We start from the raw sequence: 19,845 nt of genomic DNA, 5'->3' as shown, positions 1-19,845 counted from the left end.
GCTGCGGCATGGACTGCGCAAGCTAGTTCGCCTGCATCGGAGGCCCGTTTGTTTTCCAAGATCCTGATTGCCAATCGCGGTGAAATTGCCTGCCGCGTCATCAAGACCGCCAAGCGCATGGGTATCGCCACCGTCGCGGTCTATTCCGATGCCGACGCACGTGCGCCTTTCGTACGCATGGCGGACGAGGCCGTGCACATCGGCCCGGCCCCTGCTGCGGAAAGCTACCTGATCGCCGACAAGATCATCGCCGCCTGCAAGCAGACCGGCGCCGAGGCAGTGCATCCGGGTTACGGCTTCCTGTCCGAGCGCACCAGCTTCGCCGAAGCTCTGGCAGAGAATGGCATCGCCTTCATCGGCCCTCCGGTTGGCGCGATCGCGGCGATGGGCGACAAGATCGAATCCAAGAAACTGGCACGCGAGGCGGGGGTCAATGTGGTCCCCGGCTTCGTCGGCGAAATCCGCGATACGGAGCATGCCGTCGAGATCAGCAGCGACATCGGCTATCCGGTGATGATGAAGGCCAGCGCTGGGGGCGGGGGCAAGGGAATGCGCCTCGCCTGGTCAGAAAAAGATGTGCGCGAAGGTTTCGAGGCGACCAAGCGAGAAGGTCTCAACTCCTTCGGCGACGACCGCGTCTTCATCGAGAAATTCATCGAGAACCCGCGCCATATCGAAATCCAGATCTTGGGCGATAAGCACGGCAACATCATCTATCTCAACGAGCGCGAATGCTCGATCCAGCGGCGCCACCAGAAGGTCGTCGAAGAAGCACCGTCGCCCTTCGTCACACCCAAGATGCGCAAGGCCATGGGCGAGCAGTGCGTCGCGCTGGCGCGAGCAGTTGATTATCACAGCGCAGGCACGGTCGAACTGATCGTTTCCGGCGCCGATCCGACGGGGGAGAGCTTCTACTTCCTTGAAATGAATACCCGCCTGCAGGTCGAGCATCCTGTAACGGAGGCGATCACCGGTGTAGACCTCGTAGAGCAAATGATACGCGTCGCCGCCGGCGAGAAGCTCGAGATTACGCAGGACGATGTAAAGATCGACGGCTGGGCGATCGAGAATCGCGTCTATGCGGAAGATCCCTATCGCGGCTTCCTCCCGTCCACCGGACGCCTCGTTCATTACCAGGCGCCGGTCGAACCGTGGGCGGACGATGGGGCCGAGAACGGGCGCCGCGGCATTGACGGCATCCGCGTCGACGATGGCGTGTTCGAAGGCGGCGAAGTGTCGATGTTCTACGATCCTATGATCGCCAAGCTCGTCACTTGGGGCGAGACCCGCGACGAGGCTGCCGACCTCCAGATCGCGGCGCTCGACGCGTTCCGGATCGAGGGGCTGGGGCACAATATCGATTTCCTCAGCGCCATCATGCAGCACCCGCGCTTTCGTTCGGGCGAATTGACCACCGGCTTCATCGCGGAGGAATATCCCGAGGGCTTCGAAGGCGCTCCCGCATCCGACGAACTCAAGCGCGTTCTGACTGCAGTGGGCGGCGTCATCGCGACAGCCGATGCCGACCGTGCCCGGCGCATCGACCAGCAATTGAACGGCGACGAATACGCGCCGGGGGACTGGACCATCCGGATCGGGGAGCGTGAGGAAGGCTCTTCCACCCACGAAGTGCGTCTCGAAGAGAACGCGCTGACGGTCGACGGGGAGCAGGTCACGATCGAGATGCAGTACACGCCGGGTCAGCGCATGATCGACGTGGCCCTGTTCGACAACGATGCCGACGAAGATGCCGTGCCGCTCGAAACCTATACGTTCCAGCTGGCCTCGTCGCGCACCGGCTATGCCATCACGACGCGCGGCGCGACGCATCACCTGCGTATCCTCCAGACGCGCATCGCGAACCTAGCTGGGCACATGATCGAGAAGGAGCCGCCGGATCTTTCCAAGATGCTCATCTGCCCGATGCCGGGCTTGCTGGTGAAACTGCACGTGGCAGAGGGCGAGGAAGTCCAGCCCGGCCAGCCGCTCGCCACGGTGGAGGCGATGAAGATGGAGAACATCCTGCGCGCCGAAAAACAGGCTGTCGTGGGCAAGATCAATGCCGGCGAAGGCGATAGCCTCGCGGTGGACGAAGTCATCCTCGAACTCGAATAGAAAAGACCGGCGCGCTTTTTACTAAAGCACCGCGCTTCGATTATTACCCTGATCGCGCCGATCCTTGCGAAATGCAGGGGTCGGCGTGAAATCGTGGTTAAGGGTCTTTTACCGAATCGACCTTGTGGAGATAATGTCGGCCTTCGGTTCGCTTCTGACGCAACACACTCAGGAGTATTACGCATGGCACACAGGGGCACTGGATTTTTCGATACCAGGGGGAATTACCACAAGACCCCCGAGGACGCGACGATCAGCGATCTCGCAAGCATTCTCGGCAAGATCGGTGAGGGCGACAGCCTTGCACCGGGCATCGCGCAGATGCTGCTGCAGCGCAGGTCCGAAATCGAACGCCTTTTCAGCGAACACGATACGATGATGGCTGATTACCAGCCCGTGGGGGCAGGCGCGAAAGTCACGCGGCTGGAGCCGCGCGCGAGCTGAACCCGACTAAGCTATCAGGTCCAGATGGTAGCACTGGTTGTGCGGACCGTTGACGTATTGCGCGAAATCGTCGCCCGGCTCGAAGCCGCGCTTCGTGTACAGCTTGATAGCCGGTTGAAATGCCTCCGCAGTACCCGTCTCGAGACTCAGCCGGTCAAAGCCCTCCTGCGCAGCCATGGCGATGAGGGCCTCGAGGATAGCGCTCGCGGCGCCCTTTCCCAGATGGTCGGGATGGGTTCGCATAGACTTCAGTTCCGCCTGGCCGTCAGGCAATCGCTTCAATGCGCCAATTGCGATCAGGCTCTGCTCCTCCCAGGCCCCAATGATGGTAATCCCGGCCTTTTCTAGTCCCGACACATCGAGAGCGAAGTCGGTGCCCGGGGGAGAGGCGCGATGCATTTCCCGCTGGTGGTAGGCGGCAAGGTCACGCACGCCGGGATCGGCGATGTCGGCAATCGCAATGCGCATGCTATTCTTCCACCATCGCCACGGCCCTGATCCAGCCCGCGCTGGCGCGTTCGATCTTCACCGGAAAACAGCTGAACATGAAGCCATGGTCGGGCAGGCTCTCGAGATTGGTCAGCTTTTCGATCTGGTAATAGGGGCGAATGCGGCCTGCCTTGTGGCCTTCCCAGATGATCGCGGGGTCGCGGGTCTCGGCCCAGCGCTTCGCGGTATGGCTGAAGGGAGCATCCCAGCTCCACGCATCGGTGCCGACGACTTCCACACCGCGCTCGGTGAGCCATAGAGTCGCTTCGGCGCCGAGGCCCACGCCCTGGTCGGTGAAGTTCTCCGTGCCGTACACCGCGCCTGACTGGACCAGCACGATGTCCAATGGCTGCAGGTCGTAGCCTATCTTCGCCAGCGTCTCTTCCACCTCCGCTGCGCTCACGACATGGCCATGCGGCATGTGACTGAAATCGAGCTTCACGCCAGGGCGATAGAACCGGTCGAGCGGGGCCTCGTCGATGCTGGGGGCGGGGCTGGCACCTTCGTGTGTCGTCGAATGATAATGCCAGGGCGCATCCATGTGCGTGCCATTGTGCGTCGACAGCTCCAGCAGCTCGACTGCCCAGCCTTCACCGTCCGGCAGGTCATCTTTTGCGAGGCCGGGAAAGAACATGGCGATCTGCTCCCACGTGCTTTCGTGGGTCATGTACTGGATCTTTGGGCGCATCACGTCAGGGTCGGACACGACGTCGTTGGTAATCGGGATGGACAGGTCGATAAAGCGCGTCATGCGCACCACGTTAGTGCGCCTGAAGCTGCTCGTCGAGGAAGAGCGCGATGTCGTCCAGCGCCACATCTTTCGCGAGATATGCTGCACCGATGCTGCGCAGCAAAATGAAGGGCAGGGTGCCCGCATCCATCTTCTTGTCGTGCAGCATATGATCGGCCAGCGCGCGCCCGTCGCAGGTCAGGCCGAGCGCGGAAATTTCGGACGGCAGGCCCGCAGCATCGACGGCGCGGGTCACCCGTTCGGCATCCTCGATAGCGATCTCGCCGCGCCGTGCGGAATAGCGGGAAGCGAGCACCATGCCGAGAGCAACGCCTTCGCCATGCAGCAAGCGGTCGGAAAAGCCTGTTTCCGCTTCGAGCGCATGGCCGAAGGTATGACCAAGGTTGAGGAGCGCGCGCGCACCGGACGTCTCGCGCTCGTCCTCCGCAACGATGCGTGCCTTCGCCGCAACGCTGGTTGCGACGGCGTGTTCGAGCGCCTCGTTCTCGCGTGCCACCACCTTGGCGCCGTTTGCCTCGAGCCAGGCGAAGAAGTCCGCGTCGCCGAGTACGCCGTATTTCAGGACTTCCGCATATCCAGCGCGCATCTCGCGGTCGGGCAGGGTATCGAGCGCCGACAGGTCGGCCAGCACAAGCGACGGCTGGTGGAATGCACCGACCAGATTCTTGCCTGCCGATGTGTTGATGGCGGTCTTGCCGCCCACCGAGCTGTCGACCTGAGCCAGAAGCGTGGTCGGCAACTGCACGAAACCGCAGCCGCGTTTCAGGATCGCGCAGGCAAATCCGGTGAGGTCGCCCACGACACCGCCGCCAAGCGCCAGTACATGGTCGCCGCGCTCGACACCTTCGGCCAGCAGCCAGTCGGTCAGGCGCGCAAGGCTTTCCCAGCTTTTCGAGCTTTCGCCCGGCGCCACGTCGTACCAGCGCGGTTCCTTGCCGGAAGCGCTAAGCGAGGCTTCGACGGCAGCGCCCCAGTGTCGGCGCGCATTGGCATCGGCAACGATGGGAACGCCCCGTTTGCGCAGGAATGGCCCAGCTTGATCTGCAACCGATGCCAGAAGGTCGCGCGCGACGCGTACCTCGTAGCTGCGTCCGGCGAGTTCGACGTCGATCACTGCCATGCCGCAAGTTCCTCGATGATACGCTCTACTGCCACTTCGTGGGGGCCGTCCCCGGTCACGACATGGATTTGTGCCTGCGCATAGGCGGGGCTGCGCTGTTCCTTGAGGTCGCGCAGGATAGCGTGCGGATCGCCGGTCTTCAGCAAGGGCCGCGTATTCTTGCGCGAAGTCCGCTCGACCAGCGTTTCGATGTCGCAATCGAGCCAGATCGCCAGCCCGTTCTCGATGACGAGGGCGCGCGTTTCCGGATCGACGAAGGCGCCTCCGCCGGTGGCAATCACGCCGTGCCCTTCTTCCATGAGCCGCGCGATTACGCGTCTTTCCCCGTCTCGGAAATAGGCTTCGCCATGCGCTTCGAAGATTTCCGCCACGGTGCGGTCGGCGGCGCGCTCTATTTCCTCGTCGGCGTCGATGAAATCGCGATCGAGCGCCGAGGCGAGGCGGCGACCGATACTCGTCTTACCCACGCCCATCAGACCGACCAGCACGAGCGGGCGTGTGATCCGGCGTGCCTGCCGCACGGGATCGGACATATCGTGGGGTGTATGCGCGTTGCTCATTGCCGCTCGGCCTATAGATGGGCTAGGGCGCGGGCAACCCACACGAATATTGATCGAGGATACGAAAAACTTGGCCGTGAAACGCTCGCGTATGATCCTGATCGCTGCGCTCGCCGTTCTGGCGGTGCTCGTCGTGGCCTGGATCGACGGCGGTGAAGAGCCGCTGCGTCCGATTTCGGAACCTGTCGAACTGCCAGGAGCAGCAGGATGAAGCGCGGTTACTGGCTGGCCGGTGCGGCCCTCGTGATTTCCTCGAGTGTTGTGGTTGCGCAGCGCTCGCCGGAGAGCATTCTGCCCGGCGCGGCCAACACGCCTGCGCCGTCTCCCGCTCCGGCTCCTGCCACTCCTGCGGCCACGGATAGTCCGACGGCGTCGGGCGAAGTGGTGCAGCCTTTGCCGAGTGCGCCTGCGCCGGTCGATACATCCGGTGTCAGCCTGCGCGATATTCCCTCTGTCGAAGAGCTGGAATCGATGACCGCTGCAGAACTCGACGAGGCATTGGGTCTGAGGCCGCGTTACGACATTCCGCCGGCCGCTCGCCGGGCTACTCGCGAAATCGGCATCATCGCGCCGGCAGAGGGCGGATTGCCCACCGGCTCGCTCGCGCGGCAGCCTGCCTCGATCGTGCGCGCTGCACTGGGCGCCGTCCAGGGACCGATGGTGTCGCGCTGGGGCCACATCCTGATGCGCCGGGCGCTCGCCAGCCGTCTCGATGCACCGCAGGGCATGGGCACGATCGAGTTCGCTACGCTTCGCGCCCGCGCGCTTAACAGCATGGGCGAATATGCCACTGCGCGCGCGCTGGTGCAGGACATCGATACGGCCAACTACTCGCCCGCGCTGACCCGCGCCGCGATCGACGCCTATGTCGGGACCAGCGATATCGTGGGTGCGTGCCCGGCCGTCCGGCTGGGCAAGGGCGACGAAGACAGCCCACGCTGGGCAATGCTGGAAGGCATCTGCGCCGCTTTCGCCGGTGAACCACAGCGGGCGCAGAACGACTTGCGCCGCCTGCTCTCGCGCACCGAAGGAGACGCGCGGCTCGACGTGCTGCTGGCACAGCGTTTTGCGGGTGCTGCCGGCGACGGACGGCGCGCAGTGACCATCGAGTGGGACGGGTCGGGCGATCTAACCCCGTGGCGCTTTGCCATGGCGAATGCGCTGGGCGAACCGATCCCGGAAGACCTGACCGACGACCTCGATCGCTCGATGCTGATTTCCAGCGCTCTGACACCGGCTCTATCCCCGGGTCAACGCATCCGCGGCGCCGATGTGGCGGCGGCATCGGGAGTGCTTTCCGCGCGTGCTATCGTCGATCTCTATTCGCTGCTCTATGCAGAGCGGGAGCAGGCAGGCGAGGATCCTGCGTTGCCGCTCGCCTCGCGCCTGCGCTCTGCCTATGTCGATCCTTCACCTGCCGAGCGGATCGCGGCCATTCGCGACGTGTGGGGAGGGGCGGACAACCAGTATGGTCGCTACGTCCTGACCGCCTATGCCGCCGCACGCGTAACGCCAAGCGCGGATTTCGCGGACGATTCCGGAGACCTAATCGCCTCGATGCTGACTGCAGGGCTCGACCGGGATGCGATGCGATGGGCCGGTGCTGTCGATGAGGGCAGCCTCGGTTGGGCGCTGCTGGCGCTTGCCAATCCGCAGGGGGGCACCGTCACCGACGGCCAGCTCGACACTTTCTTCGATGACGACGAGTCCGCTCGCAGCCGCAAATCGCGCATGCTGCTGGCAGGACTCGCCGGATTGGGGCGCGTCGGTCAGGACGAGATCGCCGAATATTCCGATCGTCTCGAAATGAATTTCACCGCGCCCACACGATGGACCCGGATGATCGACAAGGCTGCAGAAGTGAACAACGGTGCGCTGGTGGCCTATCTCGCCGGGCTGGGGATGCAGGGAACGAGCTGGGACCAGATGACCGCGCGCCACCTCTACCACATCGTTTCCGCGCTCAATGCCGTGGGCATGGAGGCCGAGGCCAGGATGATCGCCGCGGAGGCGGTCGCGCGGGCCTGACCGGGCCATGAGCGCAATTGACAATTTCCTCGCCATGCTGGCCGCAGAGCGCGGCGCGGCAAGGAACACCATCATCGCCTATGGGCGCGATCTGGCGCAGGCGGAGGAGATAGTCGGCGGCGATCTTGCCTCCGCCAGCAAGCCGCAGTTGTCGAAACTGGGACAAAGCTGGTCCTCGCTTGCCGCCTCGACCATGGCCCGCAAGATTTCGGCGCTGCGCCAGTTCTACGGCTTCCTTATGGACGAGGGCCTGCGCGAGGACGATCCGACCCATGCCCTGCCGCGGCCCGCCACGCGCCGTCCCTTACCCAAGATCCTGAGCCACCAGCAGGTTGAGGCGCTGTTTGCACGCGCCGAGGACGAGGCGGCAAGCGAGCGGCCCGAGGCGGTCCGGATGCTGGTCATGCTCGAGCTGCTCTATGGTTCGGGCCTGCGCGCGACCGAACTCGTCTCTCTGCCCCTGTCCGCCGTTCCCCGCGACGAACCTTTCCTGACCGTGACGGGGAAGGGCGGCCAGGCCCGGCTCGTCCCGATCAGTCGCCGCGCCAAGAAGGCGCTATCGCGCTGGCTCGCGCTGCGACCGGGCGGATCGACCGTCCTGTTTCCGTCGCGCGCCGGGCATATCTCACGCGTGCGCCTGTTCCAGATGCTGAAGGAATTGGCCGTGCGAGCCGACCTGCCGCCGGAAAAGCTCAGTCCCCACGTCCTGCGCCACGCCTTTGCGACCCACTTGCTGGAGGGAGGTGCGGACCTGCGCGCTCTCCAGACCCTGCTCGGCCATGCAGATATCGCGACGACGCAAATCTATACCCATGTCGATGCGGCGCGGTTGGTAAAGCTGGTCAACGAGCGGCATCCTCTTGCCCGCCCGCGCGCGAGCGACTAGCGGGGTGCCGATGGTTTCCTATCTTGAATTCGAAAAGCCCGTTGCCGAACTCGAAACGCGCATTGCGGAACTGCGCAGCGCAGCCGAGGGCGACGAGGTCGATATCACGAACGAGCTCCAGCGCCTTGAACTCAAGAGCGCGGACCTGCTGGCTTCCACCTATTCCGCGCTCACCCCGTGGCAGAAAACGCAAGTAGCACGGCATCCCTCGCGCCCACATTTCCGCGACTATGTCGAATACGCGTTCGAGGAATTCGTGCCGCTGGGCGGCGACCGCGCCTATGGCGAAGACGAAGCCATCATGGGCGGCTTTGCCAAGCTGAACGGCCGCAAGATCGTGCTCATCGGCCACGAAAAGGGCAATGATACCGCCAGCCGCATTCGCCACAATTTCGGCATGGGCAAGCCCGAAGGCTATCGCAAGGCGATCCGCCTGATGGAGCTTGCTGGGCGTTTCAACCTGCCGGTCGTGACGCTGGTGGATACGTCGGGTGCGTTTCCGGGTGTCGAAGCAGAAGAGCGCGGCCAGGCAGAAGCGATCGCGCGTTCCACCGAGGCCTGCCTCGCGCTGCCGGTGCCCATGGTCGCCAGCATTGTGGGCGAGGGCGGTTCGGGCGGCGCAGTGGCGCTGGCCAGTGCGGAACGCGTGCTCATGCTCGAACATGCTGTCTACTCGGTTATTTCGCCCGAAGGGTGCGCCTCCATCCTGTGGCGTACGGCCGAAAAGGCACCTGATGCGGCAGAGGCCATGAAGGTGACGGCGCAGAACCTGAAGGAGCTGGGCGTGATCGACCGCATCGTGGCCGAACCCGTGGGCGGCGCACACCGAGATCCACGTGCAGCGGCGCATAGCCTTGCGGAAGCGATCGGCGAGGAACTCGACAAGCTGTCGATTCACTCTGCTGAAGAGCTCAAGCGGATGCGCGAAGAACGTTTCCTGCAGATCGCAGGCTGATCGACTTCATTTGCGTGGTGCGGGAACAAACAGCCGCATCCCCCTGTTCTCCCTAGCGTAAACAACCGGCCCGGCGGCGGTGGGACCCGCTTGGCCAGACGAAGGGGAACCCAATGTCCGTCATGAAGACACTCGCCGCATCCACCGCCACCATGGCGCTGGCGCTGGCCGGCTGCGCCACCATTCCAGATGCATCCGCGCCGATCTCGCAAACCGAAGCGCAGCAGGGGGCAGAGGCCCATCCGCAGCTTTTGGCCGAATTTGGCGGAGCGATGACCGGCCCGCAGGCCCAGTATGTCGAGATGGTCGGCCAGAACATCGCCGTTCAGTCGGGCCTTGCCAATGCACGCGGCAGTTTCACGGTTTCGCTGCTGAACAGCCCGGTCAATAACGCTTTCGCGATCCCCGGTGGCTACGTCTACACAACGCGCCAGCTCGTCTCATTGATGAACAACGAAGCCGAACTGGCGGGCGTGCTCGGTCACGAAGTCGGCCACGTCGCGGCTCGTCACTCGCAGCGCCGCCAGCAGGCCGCGCAGCGCAACTCGATTCTCGGTGTGCTCGGCGCGATCGCCAGCCAGGCCCTGCTTGGCGGCACCGGGCTGGGCCAGCAGCTGGGCCAGCTGTCGCTTCAGGGCTCGCAGCTACTCACACTGAAATTCTCGCGCAGCCAGGAGCTGGAGGCCGACCGCCTCGGTATCCAGTATCTTAACCAGGCAGGATACGACACGCGTGCGATGGCTACCGTGCTGTCCAGCCTTGCAGCGCAGAATTCGCTCGATGCGCAGTTGATGGGACGCGACAACGCCCGCCTTCCGGAATGGGCATCGACCCACCCCGATCCCGCCAGCCGCGTACAGACCGCTCTGAACTACGCTCAGGAAGTCGGCGGAACCGGCCGCGTCACGAATCGCGACACCTTCCTCACGCGGATCGATGGCATTCTGTATGGCGATGATCCCCAGCAGGGCGTGGTCGAAGGTCGCCAGTTCATCCATCCGGACCTGCGACTGGCGTTCACCGCACCCCAGGGCTTCTACATGGTCAACGGCACACGCGCCGTCACCATCAGCGGCCAGAGCGGCAAGGCTCAGTTCTCGCTTGGGCCGTATAATGGCAATCTCCAGAGCTATGTCACCAGCGTGTTCGGTGCGCTGAGCGACCAGCAGCAGGTTCGCCCCGCCAGCATCCAGACCACGACGGTCAACGGACTGCCTGCTGCGTATGGCACTGCGCGGGTCAATTCGGGCAACCAGAACCTGGATGTCACGGTGTTCGCGTATGAATTCTCGAACGATCGTGCCTACCACTTCCTGGCGCTGACCCCGGCGGGGCAGTCCGGCACATTCAATTCACTGTTCTCTTCGATGCGCCGGATCACCGCGCAGCAGGCGGCGGGGGTCATTCCGCGCCATGTGGATGTCGTAACTGTCGGATCGCGCGATACGGTCGCGACGATGGCGGCGCGCATGGCCTATGACAGCGGACAGGAAGCGCGCTTCCGCGTGCTCAATGGCCTCTCTTCGACAGATCGCCTGCAGGCCGGCCAGAAGGTGAAGATAGTGGTGCGGGGGCGCTAAGCCCTCGATCACTTTTACCGCAGGCAATAAAAAAGGCGGCGAGGTTTCCCTCGCCGCCTTCTTTTTTCGTTACCGAAGGGTCTATTAGACGCCGTTCGGAGCCTTGGCGTTTGCCGTAGCCATTTCACCGTCGACGGTGTTGAAGGTCGTGCTGAGCTCGCCACCGAGGCTCTGCATGGCAGTGATAGCAGCAACAGCGATAAGAGCAGCGATCAGGCCGTACTCGATAGCGGTTGCACCTTCTTCGTTGCGACGCAGCGTTTTGATGAACTTCATGTGTAGTCTCCTGGTTCAGTCTTCGTTACCCGGCTCTCGCCCCTGTTGAAGCTTGAGCAATTCTCGTTCTGACGCCGACAAGTTGACAAATTGCTAATCAACCGGCCGACTTCTTCACTCCCGTTCAGACCCCCGTGACCGCCGAAATCGTCGTGGCCACCCTGTTCCACATGTCGATGGTGGTCTGCCCAAAAGAGCTGACCGCACCGATCATTGAGAGGAAGATCAGAGCGAGAATCAGCCCGTACTCAACAGCGGTGGCACCCTCGGTGTCGCGTCCCAGTTTTTTGAGAAATTCGACCACTTGTGTTGCCCCCAAAGTCAATTCGTAGCTGACATCGTCGAACTACTCGGTCAGGCGTTAAGAAAAGGTTTCGAGAAGGATCGGTTTTGGAAAATATTCCGACATGGCGCTGCGTGGTCGCCCTCGCTTTGAGCGATGGGGAAGGGCGCTGGCTGATGCACCAGCGGCCCGCGCACAAGCATCACGGCGGGTTGTGGGAGTTCCCCGGCGGGAAGGTCGAAGCCGGCGAAACGCCCGTCTGCGCCTTGGTTCGCGAGGTGAAGGAGGAATTAGGTATAGATGTCCGCGTGGACGATCTTTCCCCTTGCTGCTTCGCGCAGGAAGGGCGCGATGCAGGCCCAAGCCCGATTGTCATACTTCTTTACACTTGCACCCGATGGACCGGGAAGGTCGCCGCGCTCGAAGGCGGTGCGGTGGAGTGGGTAAGGGGGCAGGACATCGATAAACTGCCCAAGCCTCCGCTGGATATCGAGCTTGCTGCACATTTGCTCGCGAAAATGCCCGATTAGGTGTTGCCAAGGCCGCGTTGCCTGCCTATGTGCCGCCCTCCAACGCGCCAGTAGCTCAGCTGGATAGAGTACCTGACTACGAATCAGGCGGCCGGAGGTTCGAATCCTTCCTGGCGCGCCAAACAAGCCCATGACCCTCCGTGGTCGTGGGCTTTTTTGGTTTTTGGCCGGGAATCAGTCGGCGCGATCTTCCAGCAGGTGCATGTCTTCGTCGCTGAAGCCGAAGTGGTGTCCCGCTTCGTGGATGACGACGTGGCGGACCAGATCGTCCATGCGCACACCCGTTTCGCGCCATTCCGCAATCAGCGGCTTGCGGAACAGCCAGATGCGAGCGGGCATACGGCCGCTTGCCCAGATCGAGCGGTCGGGAAGCGATTCGCCTTCATACAGACCAGTCAGGTGCCACTTGCTCTCGATCTCGACCGCGGCGAGTTGCTCTGCGGTAGCGAAATCTTCGACGCGCAGGACGATCTCTTCCATCTGCAGGCGAAAATGCTCGGGCAGGGATGCGCGCACGGCTTCCGCCATCTGTTGCATCTGTTCCTGGGACGGTCCGGGGCGTTCGTGGAGCATGCCTTTTATATGAGTCTGCGCCTATCATCGCGCAAGGACGGAACCCGCTGCGCCTTCGCCTGTTCAAACAGGCAAAGGAGAAACACCCATGGCCGAAGCCACCGAAATTTTCGATCGCCTGAAAGAAGACCACGATCGCCATCGCGAGCTGATCGACAAGCTGCTGGAGACGAGCGGCGAGAGCCAGGAGCGCGAAGAGCTCTTCACCGAACTGACCAAGGAATTGAAGAGCCATGCCGCCGCCGAAGAGCAGGCGCTCTATTCCACCATGCTGCGCAAGCCGCCGACCACCGACGAAACGCGTCACTCGGTTGCCGAGCATCATGAAATCGACGAAATGCTCAACGATCTTGCCGCGACCGATATGTCCGAAGGCGGCTGGCTGACCAAGTTCAAGACCTTCGCCCACGATTACCGCCACCACATCGACGAGGAAGAGGAAGATCACTTCCCCGACTTTGCGAACTATCTCGACAAGGAAGACGAGCAGCATATGCGCGAGGTCTTCGATCGGCGTAAGAAGGAAGAGAAGGCGGAAGCCGCGGTGACGCCCGAGAAGAAAGAGGACGCCAAGGAGTAAGATGGCCAAGGGGGCGGAGGGGCAACCCGCAGATCCGAAGCAAGTGACCCGGCTCGACGAAGGCGTCGAGCCGGGTGTCTGGCGTTATGCAAAGGTCGACCGTGCGCGGGTGATCATCGACGCGGCGGATTATTTCGCCGCGATGCAGGAAGCGATGATGAATGCAAAGCATCGCATTTTCCTGATCGGTTGGGATTTCGATACCCGCATCCACCTGGGCGAGGGACGCCGCTGGTGGCAGCGGCCCTTCAGGGACAAGTATCCCGCGCGGCTGGGCAGTTTCTTCTCCTGGCTCATCAATCGCGAGAAATCGCTGGAGATCCGCATCCTCAAGTGGAGCTTCGGGGTATTCAAATTCGTCCTGCGCGGCTCCATGTGGTGGGACCTGGTCCGCTGGGCGCGCCACCGGCGGATCGATTTCAAGTTCGATAGCGCCCACCCGACCGGCTGCAGCCATCACCAGAAGATCGGCATCCTCGACAATTCGCTGGCCGTGTGCGGCGGTATCGACATGACCGTGAAGCGGCTCGACACGCGCGAGCACAAGGAGGACGAGCCGATGCGCCGTACTCCCCGCGGCGAACCCTACGAGCCCTGGCATGATGCCTCGATGATGATGGAAGGCGAGATCGCCGAGGCCTTGAGCGACCTGGGCCGCGATCGCTGGATCAGGGCGGGCGGCACTCCGCTGCTGCCGATCCAGTCACGCGAGGACAGCCTCTGGCCCGAAGGGCTTGAAGCGACGTTCGAGAACGTCGAGATCGGCATCGCCCGGACCCGCGCCGAACATCGCGAGTGGTCGGCCGTGAAAGAGATCGAGCATCTCTTCGTCGACCACATCAAGCGCGCCGAAAAGTTCATCTACGCCGAAAGCCAGTACTTCGCCTCGCGCGCAGTGGGCGAGGCGATCATCGCGCGGATGCAGGAAGAAGACCCGCCGGAAGTCGTCATCGTCCATCCCGAAACCGCCGACGGCTGGCTGGAACAGCAGGCAATGGACCATGCACGCGCCGAGATCGTGCGCTGCATCGAAGAAGTCGATCACAAGCACCGCTTCACCATCTGGAGCCCGTGGTCCGGAGAAACCGCGATCTACGTCCATGCCAAGATGATGATCGTCGACGACAAGATATTCCGGATCGGCTCGGCCAATCTCAACAACCGTTCGATGGGCCTCGACAGCGAGTGCGACGTGTTCGTCGATTCGACCCGGCCGGGCAACGAGCATGCGTCCGATCCCATCCGCGCCATCCGCCATTCGCTTCTCGCCGAACATTGCGGTGTCGAAGAGGACGAGGTGCCCGAGATGCTGTCGCGTTACGGATCGATGGCCGCCATGATCGATCACACGGTAACCGACGGCGGTCGGAACCTGCGCCGGTATCACCCGCCAGATCTCAACGACGCCGAAAAAGCGGTGGCCGAAAGCGGCATCCTCGACCCCGAAGATCCCGAAGATATGTTCGAGCCGTTTGCAAAGGGCGGTCTTTTCCGCAAGGGAAGCCGCCTCGAACGGGTTCGCACCAAGATCAAAGGGAAGTGGGGCAAGTGAGCAGCCTTGTAGGTCCAGACGAAGACGATCCGCGCGGCAAGCCGCCGGTGCCGGAACACGTGCAGGACGCGATCCGCACCCTTATCGAGTGGACCGGAGACGATCCTACCCGCGAAGGTCTTCTCGATACACCCGCGCGCGTCGCGCGCGCGTGGAAGGAATACTGTCTCGGCTATACCGAAGACCCTTCGTATCACCTGAGCCGCGTGTTCGAAGAGGTCGGCGGGTATAACGAGATCGTCTTGCTCAAGGACATCCCGTTCCAGTCGCATTGCGAACACCACATGGCGCCGATCATCGGCAAGGCGGCCATCGCCTACCTGCCGAACGATCGCGTGGTCGGCATCTCGAAGCTCGCGCGTGTCCTGCACGGTTTCGCGCGCCGCCTGCAGGTGCAGGAGCGCCTGACCGCAGAAGTCGCCGATTGCATCTGGGAACATTTGCAGCCCCAGGGCGTGGCTGTGGTGATCGAAGCCTCGCACAGCTGCATGACCGCTCGCGGCGTGCGCACGCCGGGCGTCGGCATGATCACTAGCCGGATGATGGGCACTTTCCTCGAAGACCAGCGCAGCCGCAAGGAAGTGCTGAGCCTGATGGGGTATGGCTGAGCGTCAGAGACGCGGATAAGCATGGAGCTTGACCTCACCTGGTGGTTGCGTCTCATCCGCTAAGGTGTATTATCCATGTATGTCACCAAAACATCTGATCGGATTGAGCCTCTTTGCACTGACAGCATGCGGCACGTCGCCGACAGAGGTCGCGTCTGCCAGCGCTCAGACCACGGCACTTACCTTTTCGTCGAGCCCATGTGAGGTCGGCATTTATGGTGAGCCGAGCGGTCGTTTCGTCGCCATCACGCGGTCTCAAGCCGGCTTTCGCTACTCCTTCGAAGATGGGCGGATCGGATCAATCGAGGACCCGGACGAAGTCGTTCGATGCGGAGAAGGCTCCGTCCTCGTCAACGGCGAACAAGTCTGGTCCACGATACCTATACGGGTGACGAACACCCGCTTCGCCTCCGGTGGGGTAATGCTGGCAGGGCAACTGCTGGAACCTGCCGATGCCGACGGTGACACGCCTCTTATTGCCTATGCGCAGGGTTCCGAACCGACAGGCTGGATAGAGGCCGTCCGCGATCCGTATCAAATGCTCGGGCGGGGCATTTCGGCATTCGTTTTCGACAAACGAGGCACCGGACAGTCCGAGGGACGGTATTCGCAGAATTTTCCGCGTCTGGCCGATGACCTTGTTGCCGCTTCAAAGGAGGCGAAGCGACTGGCGGCGGGCCGGTTCGGCCGGTTTGGTCTCGTCGGTCTGAGCCAGGGTGGATGGGTTGCGCCGCTTGCCGCAGAGCGGTCGCAGGCCGACTTCATAGCTATCGGCTACGGCCTCGTCGCAGATATTCGCGAAGAAGACGCCAGCCAGGTGCAAAAGGAACTTCGCGACGCCGGCTACGGGAAAGAAGTCCTCGCGATCGCGCAGGACATCACCGACGTCACGGCGCGGGTGGCATCCTCGGACTACAGGGACGGTCTGGACGACCTAGCGGCAATCCAGCAGCAATATGCGCCTGAACCATGGTTCCAGCATATTCGCGGCGGGTACACGGGTGTCTTTCTCAACACGCCCGTTGAACAGCTGCGGGAAGAGGGCGTGCCCCGGTTCAACGATCTCGATATCGATTGGTCGCTTGAGCCCATGGGCGTCCTGCGGAATGTGGACGTACCCCAACTCTGGGTTCTCGCACGCGAAGATCGCGAAGCCCCGATCGCCCTCACCCTGGAGCGCCTCCACGCCCTGCGTCGAAACGGGAGCGAGATTGCGGTCCGTATCTTTCCCGAAACCGATCACGGCATGTGGGAATACGAGCAGACTTCCGATGGAACGCGCGAATATTTGCGTGTGACGCCGGGCTATTACGATCTCATGGCAGACTACATCAAAGGGCGGGAAGGCCGCGATTACGGCCGGTCCGTCTCGGTCGAAATGGAGTGAGGTAGAATTTACGGGGACCGGGCGACGACGGCACGTTCCGATTTGCACTCGAAGACCGGCATTCGAGCAGGCTTGAATGCAGCCGCTGCTATCCGCCGAACATTCTCTCGATGAGCCCGCGTTTCTTGCGGACCGGTGCCGTCTCCCCGGCGAGTGTATAGAGGTAATTGCCCAGCTGGACCGCCTGTTCCTTGCTCAGGAAATAGCGGTATTCGCGCACGTCTTCCGCGCTTTCGACGACCTTGCGCGTGCTTTGCATCTTGAGCGCGATGCGCTCGCCCGCCGGTGACGAACTCCACCCCAGGAGGATGCCGAAATTCTCGTCGATGCTGTCTTTCCCCTGCGTCATGCCCCAAAGACTGCGCCCCGCCGTGCCGTGAGGCAAGACGGGGCGCCGCTTTGTCCGCAATCGGGACAGGTTTTGCCGGTTACATCTGGCCGAGCATATGCTCCGCGCTGGAAACCGAGAAATCCCCCGGTGCCTCTACATTGAGCTGCTTCACCACGCCGTCTTCGACCAGCATGGAATAGCGCTGGCCGCGCTTGCCCATGCCGAAGCCAGAGCCATCCATGGTGAGGCCGACCGCTTCTGCAAATTCGGCATTGCCGTCTGCCAGCATGGTTACTTCGCCAGCGTCGTTCGCACCCTTCCAGGCGCCGAGTACGAAAGCGTCGTTGACCGCCGTGCAGGCAATCTCGTCGACGCCCTTGGCTTTGAGGTCATCGGCCTTTTCGACATAGCCCGGCAGGTGGCGTGCAGAGCAGGTGGGCGTGAATGCGCCCGGCACCGAAAACAGCGCCACGGTCTTGCCCTTGAAATACTCGCTCGACTGGACCTGCTGGGGTCCATCGGGCGTTGCCTTCACCAGCGTTACATCGGGGAGGCTGTCGCCTACAGCGATTGTCATTTGTTAAAACTCCTGTGTCTTCCCGTCCACACTCACGATGTAGAGAGACGAGCCGTGCATGCAAGGGAGTCGAGTGGTTAACGTCGGTTTACCGCGCGGGTTTAAATTCCGGTAAATTCTTGCACTCATGGTTTCCATCGCGGGCAACGGGTCGTCCGCGAAGGGAGACCAGGGACTATGAAAAATCTGAAGAACTTTGCGCTCGCGGCTTCGGCGGCAGCGATGCTTTGCGTGCCAACCACTGCCAGCGCCGGGACGAGCGACGAGCAGATCCGCAAGCTGGACATCATGCTGATGGTGACTTCGCTGCGGTGCCGGATGGGAAGCGACGACTTCCAGGCCGACTATCGCAAGTTCTCTGCCAACCACCTGCCGACGCTCAATGGCGCGGCCCGGCGGATGGAGCAGGGCATGGTGAAGCGCCACGGCAGCAAGGGCGCCAAGCGCAAGCTCGACCAGATCAGCGTCGGCATGGCTAACCAGTACGGGCAGGGACACCCGTGGCTTGGTTGTGCCGAGCTGAAGGAGATCACTTCCGACCTGTCGCGGTCGAAAGATCCTGCGGTGCTGGCGCAGGCGGCAGAAGAACTGCTTGGCCCGCGCCCGCTCAGCGGCGGTCGCTACGCAAGACGCTAAGGCCTTTCGGGATACGCGAGGGAGGGCAGCAGAGGGGCGTTGTTGCCCTCCCATAAATGAAGGGCTAGGGGCGGCGCATCCTTGTGCCGCCCTTTTCTTGTGCGCGGTACTTGATCCACACAGATTACGAAGAGGACCGCCAGTGGCCCAGTTTACAGACTACGTCATCAAGGACATTTCGCTCGCCAATTACGGCCGCGAGGAAATCCGCATTGCCGAAACCGAAATGCCCGGCCTGATGGCCACGCGCGAGGAATATGGCGCATCGCAGCCGCTCAAGGGCGCACGCATCACCGGATCGCTGCACATGACGATCCAGACCGCCGTCCTCATCGAAACGCTGACTGCGCTGGGCGCGGAAGTCCGCTGGGCGACTTGCAACATCTATTCGACGCAGGACCATGCAGCAGCCGCAATGGCCGCCAACGACATTCCCGTCTTTGCGGTGAAGGGCGAAAGCCTCGCCGAATACTGGGACTATGTCGGCAAGATCTTCGACTGGTCTTCCGATGAAGATCCCGATTGCACGGCGAACCTGATCCTCGACGATGGCGGCGATGCGACCATGTTCGCCCTTTGGGGTGCGCGCATCGAAGCGGGCGAGGAAATGCCCGAGCCGCAGAATGCCGAAGAAATCGAAATGCAGCGTGCCCTCAAGGCGTTCGTCGCGAAAAAGCCGGGCTATCTCACCAAGAGCGTGAAGGCGATCAAGGGCGTGTCGGAAGAAACGACGACCGGTGTTCACCGCCTTTATCACCTCGCCAAGCAGGGCAAGCTGCCGTTCCCGGCGATCAACGTGAACGACAGCGTGACCAAGTCGAAGTTCGACAACCTTTACGGTTGCCGCGAATCGCTGGTCGACGCGATCCGCCGCGCAACGGACGTGATGCTTTCGGGCAAGGTCGCTTGCGTTGCCGGTTATGGCGACGTCGGCAAGGGCTCTGCCCAGTCGCTCCGCAACGGCGGTGCGCGCGTGCTCGTGACCGAAATCGACCCGATCTGCGCGCTTCAGGCGGCCATGGAAGGTTATGAGGTGGTAACGATGGAAGACGCGGTGAAGCGCGCCGACATCTTCGTGACCACCACCGGGAACGAAGATGTCATCACTGCCGAGCACATGAAGTCGATGAAGCCCATGAGCATCGTGTGCAACATCGGCCACTTCGACAGCGAGATCCAGATCTCCGCGCTCGACAATTACGAGTGGACCGAACTGAAGCCCGGCACAGACCTCGTGAAGTTCCCCGACGGCAAGGAAATCATCGTGCTGGCCAAGGGCCGTCTCGTGAACCTCGCCTGCGCCACCGGCCACCCCAGCTTCGTGATGAGCTGTTCCTTCACCAATCAGGTGCTGGCGCAGATCGAGCTTTGGGAAAACACCGACGGTTACGAAAACGACGTCTACGTCCTGCCCAAGAAGCTGGACGAGAAGGTCGCCGCGCTCCACCTCGACAAGCTGGGCGTGAAGCTGACCCAGCTGAGCAAGGACCAGGCAGACTATATCGGCGTACCTGTCGAAGGACCGTTCAAGCCGGAACATTACCGCTATTAAGCGGCGATTCCCGCTTTTCGGCGGGTTATTCA

General features: G+C 62.4%; 23 protein-coding genes and 1 tRNA gene. 15 read left to right on the top strand and 9 right to left on the bottom strand.

The window, feature by feature from the left end; translation table 11 throughout:
- The first annotated feature begins 48 nt into the window (after positions 1-48).
- Positions 49-2,115, top strand: a complete 2,067-nt coding sequence (locus tag CVE41_RS01395; protein ID WP_100259065.1) for an acetyl-CoA carboxylase biotin carboxylase subunit — start codon at positions 49-51, stop codon at positions 2,113-2,115.
- Between the two features lie 183 nt (positions 2,116-2,298).
- Positions 2,299-2,559, top strand: a complete 261-nt coding sequence (locus CVE41_RS01390) for a hypothetical protein (protein ID WP_100259064.1) — start codon at positions 2,299-2,301, stop codon at positions 2,557-2,559.
- Positions 2,560-2,565: 6 nt separating this feature from the next.
- Here the strand turns inward: CVE41_RS01390 and CVE41_RS01385 are convergent, their stop codons facing one another.
- From CVE41_RS01385 to CVE41_RS01370, 4 genes are read right to left on the bottom strand one after another with little or no spacing between them, the layout of a single operon-like run.
- Complete coding sequence (locus tag CVE41_RS01385; RefSeq protein ID WP_100259063.1) at positions 2,566-3,027, bottom strand: GNAT family N-acetyltransferase; 462 nt, start codon at positions 3,025-3,027, stop codon at positions 2,566-2,568.
- A 1-nt stretch (position 3,028) separates the two neighbouring features.
- Positions 3,029-3,799 (bottom strand): cyclase family protein, encoded by a 771-nt coding sequence (locus CVE41_RS01380; RefSeq protein ID WP_100261311.1) that lies wholly within the window; start codon positions 3,797-3,799, stop codon positions 3,029-3,031.
- A 10-nt stretch (positions 3,800-3,809) separates the two neighbouring features.
- Positions 3,810-4,919: a 3-dehydroquinate synthase gene (aroB, locus tag CVE41_RS01375; protein WP_100259062.1), complete on the bottom strand. Its 1,110-nt coding sequence runs from the start codon at positions 4,917-4,919 to the stop codon at positions 3,810-3,812.
- Positions 4,910-5,479 carry a shikimate kinase gene (locus CVE41_RS01370; protein WP_100259061.1) on the bottom strand — a complete coding sequence of 190 codons (570 nt, stop codon included), beginning with the start codon at positions 5,477-5,479 and terminating at the stop codon, positions 4,910-4,912. The genes aroB and CVE41_RS01370 overlap by 10 nt, the downstream gene beginning before the upstream one ends.
- Before the next feature lie 76 nt (positions 5,480-5,555).
- On the opposite strand from CVE41_RS01370, the gene CVE41_RS14920 reads away from it, so the two are divergent.
- From CVE41_RS14920 to CVE41_RS01350, 5 genes are all read left to right on the top strand, one after another.
- Positions 5,556-5,690 carry a hypothetical protein gene (locus CVE41_RS14920; protein ID WP_269800159.1) on the top strand — a complete coding sequence of 45 codons (135 nt, stop codon included), beginning with the start codon at positions 5,556-5,558 and terminating at the stop codon, positions 5,688-5,690.
- Complete coding sequence (locus tag CVE41_RS01365) at positions 5,687-7,507, top strand: hypothetical protein (RefSeq protein WP_100259060.1); 1,821 nt, start codon at positions 5,687-5,689, stop codon at positions 7,505-7,507. The genes CVE41_RS14920 and CVE41_RS01365 overlap by 4 nt, the downstream gene beginning before the upstream one ends.
- Positions 7,508-7,514: 7 nt before the next feature.
- A complete protein-coding gene (locus CVE41_RS01360; protein WP_100259059.1) occupies positions 7,515-8,393 on the top strand; it encodes a tyrosine recombinase in 879 nt (292 codons plus the stop codon).
- 10 nt (positions 8,394-8,403) lie between these two features.
- Positions 8,404-9,348, top strand: a complete 945-nt coding sequence (locus CVE41_RS01355; RefSeq protein ID WP_100259058.1) for an acetyl-CoA carboxylase carboxyltransferase subunit alpha — start codon at positions 8,404-8,406, stop codon at positions 9,346-9,348.
- Positions 9,349-9,461: 113 nt separating this feature from the next.
- The gene (locus tag CVE41_RS01350; RefSeq protein WP_100259057.1) at positions 9,462-10,928 is read left to right on the top strand and encodes a M48 family metalloprotease; all 1,467 of its coding nucleotides are present in this window, start codon (positions 9,462-9,464) and stop codon (positions 10,926-10,928) included.
- An 84-nt stretch (positions 10,929-11,012) separates the two neighbouring features.
- Here CVE41_RS01350 and CVE41_RS01345 read toward each other — a convergent pair whose 3' ends face one another.
- Complete coding sequence (locus CVE41_RS01345; RefSeq protein WP_100259056.1) at positions 11,013-11,204, bottom strand: Flp family type IVb pilin; 192 nt, start codon at positions 11,202-11,204, stop codon at positions 11,013-11,015.
- A gap of 124 nt (positions 11,205-11,328) precedes the next feature.
- The gene (locus tag CVE41_RS01340) at positions 11,329-11,508 is read right to left on the bottom strand and encodes a Flp family type IVb pilin (RefSeq protein ID WP_100259055.1); all 180 of its coding nucleotides are present in this window, start codon (positions 11,506-11,508) and stop codon (positions 11,329-11,331) included.
- Between the two features lie 86 nt (positions 11,509-11,594).
- On the opposite strand from CVE41_RS01340, the gene CVE41_RS01335 reads away from it, so the two are divergent.
- Positions 11,595-12,017: a (deoxy)nucleoside triphosphate pyrophosphohydrolase gene (locus tag CVE41_RS01335; RefSeq protein ID WP_269800158.1), complete on the top strand. Its 423-nt coding sequence runs from the start codon at positions 11,595-11,597 to the stop codon at positions 12,015-12,017.
- A gap of 44 nt (positions 12,018-12,061) precedes the next feature.
- Positions 12,062-12,138 (top strand) — tRNA-Arg (locus tag CVE41_RS01330).
- A 53-nt stretch (positions 12,139-12,191) separates the two neighbouring features.
- On the opposite strand, the gene CVE41_RS01325 is transcribed toward CVE41_RS01330, so the two are convergent.
- Positions 12,192-12,590 carry a metallopeptidase family protein gene (locus tag CVE41_RS01325; protein ID WP_100259054.1) on the bottom strand — a complete coding sequence of 133 codons (399 nt, stop codon included), beginning with the start codon at positions 12,588-12,590 and terminating at the stop codon, positions 12,192-12,194.
- An 88-nt stretch (positions 12,591-12,678) separates the two neighbouring features.
- Here CVE41_RS01325 and CVE41_RS01320 point away from each other — a divergent pair, with 88 nt between their 5' ends.
- The 4 genes from CVE41_RS01320 to CVE41_RS01305 all read left to right on the top strand — a co-directional run bounded on the left by CVE41_RS01320 (position 12,679) and on the right by CVE41_RS01305 (position 16,717).
- The gene (locus tag CVE41_RS01320) at positions 12,679-13,170 is read left to right on the top strand and encodes a hemerythrin domain-containing protein (protein ID WP_100259053.1); all 492 of its coding nucleotides are present in this window, start codon (positions 12,679-12,681) and stop codon (positions 13,168-13,170) included.
- Position 13,171: 1 nt separating this feature from the next.
- Entirely contained in the window at positions 13,172-14,722 is a 1,551-nt protein-coding gene (locus CVE41_RS01315; protein WP_100259052.1) for a phospholipase D-like domain-containing protein, read from the top strand.
- Positions 14,719-15,330: a GTP cyclohydrolase I FolE gene (gene folE, locus CVE41_RS01310; protein ID WP_100259051.1), complete on the top strand. Its 612-nt coding sequence runs from the start codon at positions 14,719-14,721 to the stop codon at positions 15,328-15,330. Before CVE41_RS01315 ends, folE begins: the two co-directional genes overlap by 4 nt.
- Positions 15,331-15,409: 79 nt before the next feature.
- Entirely contained in the window at positions 15,410-16,717 is a 1,308-nt protein-coding gene (locus CVE41_RS01305) for an alpha/beta hydrolase family protein (RefSeq protein WP_100259050.1), read from the top strand.
- Between the two features lie 88 nt (positions 16,718-16,805).
- Here CVE41_RS01305 and CVE41_RS01300 read toward each other — a convergent pair whose 3' ends face one another.
- Both CVE41_RS01300 and CVE41_RS01295 read right to left on the bottom strand, forming a co-directional pair.
- Positions 16,806-17,066, bottom strand: coding sequence for a hypothetical protein (locus tag CVE41_RS01300; RefSeq protein ID WP_100259049.1), 261 nt, complete (start codon positions 17,064-17,066; stop codon positions 16,806-16,808).
- A gap of 79 nt (positions 17,067-17,145) precedes the next feature.
- On the bottom strand, positions 17,146-17,625 hold the full coding sequence (locus CVE41_RS01295; RefSeq protein WP_100259048.1) for a peroxiredoxin: 480 nt from the start codon (positions 17,623-17,625) through the stop codon (positions 17,146-17,148).
- Positions 17,626-17,802: 177 nt separating this feature from the next.
- Between CVE41_RS01295 and CVE41_RS01290 the strand changes: the two genes are divergently transcribed.
- Together CVE41_RS01290 and ahcY are read left to right on the top strand one after the other, a co-directional pair.
- Positions 17,803-18,261, top strand: coding sequence for an S-adenosyl-L-homocysteine hydrolase (locus CVE41_RS01290; protein ID WP_100259047.1), 459 nt, complete (start codon positions 17,803-17,805; stop codon positions 18,259-18,261).
- A 142-nt stretch (positions 18,262-18,403) separates the two neighbouring features.
- Entirely contained in the window at positions 18,404-19,813 is a 1,410-nt protein-coding gene (gene ahcY, locus CVE41_RS01285; protein WP_100259046.1) for an adenosylhomocysteinase, read from the top strand.
- Positions 19,814-19,845: the final 32 nt, after the last annotated feature.

Source organism: Qipengyuania seohaensis, assembly GCF_002795865.1.
GTDB lineage: Bacteria > Pseudomonadota > Alphaproteobacteria > Sphingomonadales > Sphingomonadaceae > Qipengyuania > Qipengyuania seohaensis.
Note: the sequence above shows the minus strand (reverse complement) of the source record. Positions and strands in the feature narration are given on the sequence as shown.

What these genes read in the sequence shown, in the direction of transcription:
- CVE41_RS01320 (WP_100259053.1), top strand. Translation starts at nt 12,679, where the DNA reads ATGGCCGAAGCCACCGAAATTTTCGATCGCCTGAAAGAAGACCACGAT.
- CVE41_RS01290 (WP_100259047.1), top strand. Translation starts at nt 17,803, where the DNA reads ATGAAAAATCTGAAGAACTTTGCGCTCGCGGCTTCGGCGGCAGCGATG.
- CVE41_RS01360 (WP_100259059.1), top strand. Translation starts at nt 7,515, where the DNA reads ATGAGCGCAATTGACAATTTCCTCGCCATGCTGGCCGCAGAGCGCGGC.
- CVE41_RS01325 (WP_100259054.1), bottom strand. Translation starts at nt 12,590, where the DNA reads ATGCTCCACGAACGCCCCGGACCGTCCCAGGAACAGATGCAACAGATG.
- CVE41_RS01295 (WP_100259048.1), bottom strand. Translation starts at nt 17,625, where the DNA reads ATGACAATCGCTGTAGGCGACAGCCTCCCCGATGTAACGCTGGTGAAG.
- aroB (WP_100259062.1), bottom strand. Translation starts at nt 4,919, where the DNA reads ATGGCAGTGATCGACGTCGAACTCGCCGGACGCAGCTACGAGGTACGC.
- CVE41_RS01345 (WP_100259056.1), bottom strand. Translation starts at nt 11,204, where the DNA reads ATGAAGTTCATCAAAACGCTGCGTCGCAACGAAGAAGGTGCAACCGCT.
- CVE41_RS01385 (WP_100259063.1), bottom strand. Translation starts at nt 3,027, where the DNA reads ATGCGCATTGCGATTGCCGACATCGCCGATCCCGGCGTGCGTGACCTT.
- CVE41_RS01370 (WP_100259061.1), bottom strand. Translation starts at nt 5,479, where the DNA reads ATGAGCAACGCGCATACACCCCACGATATGTCCGATCCCGTGCGGCAG.
- CVE41_RS01355 (WP_100259058.1), top strand. Translation starts at nt 8,404, where the DNA reads ATGGTTTCCTATCTTGAATTCGAAAAGCCCGTTGCCGAACTCGAAACG.
- CVE41_RS01365 (WP_100259060.1), top strand. Translation starts at nt 5,687, where the DNA reads ATGAAGCGCGGTTACTGGCTGGCCGGTGCGGCCCTCGTGATTTCCTCG.
- CVE41_RS01390 (WP_100259064.1), top strand. Translation starts at nt 2,299, where the DNA reads ATGGCACACAGGGGCACTGGATTTTTCGATACCAGGGGGAATTACCAC.
- CVE41_RS01300 (WP_100259049.1), bottom strand. Translation starts at nt 17,066, where the DNA reads ATGACGCAGGGGAAAGACAGCATCGACGAGAATTTCGGCATCCTCCTG.
- CVE41_RS01315 (WP_100259052.1), top strand. Translation starts at nt 13,172, where the DNA reads ATGGCCAAGGGGGCGGAGGGGCAACCCGCAGATCCGAAGCAAGTGACC.
- CVE41_RS01350 (WP_100259057.1), top strand. Translation starts at nt 9,462, where the DNA reads ATGTCCGTCATGAAGACACTCGCCGCATCCACCGCCACCATGGCGCTG.
- CVE41_RS01380 (WP_100261311.1), bottom strand. Translation starts at nt 3,799, where the DNA reads ATGACGCGCTTTATCGACCTGTCCATCCCGATTACCAACGACGTCGTG.
- CVE41_RS01305 (WP_100259050.1), top strand. Translation starts at nt 15,410, where the DNA reads ATGTCACCAAAACATCTGATCGGATTGAGCCTCTTTGCACTGACAGCA.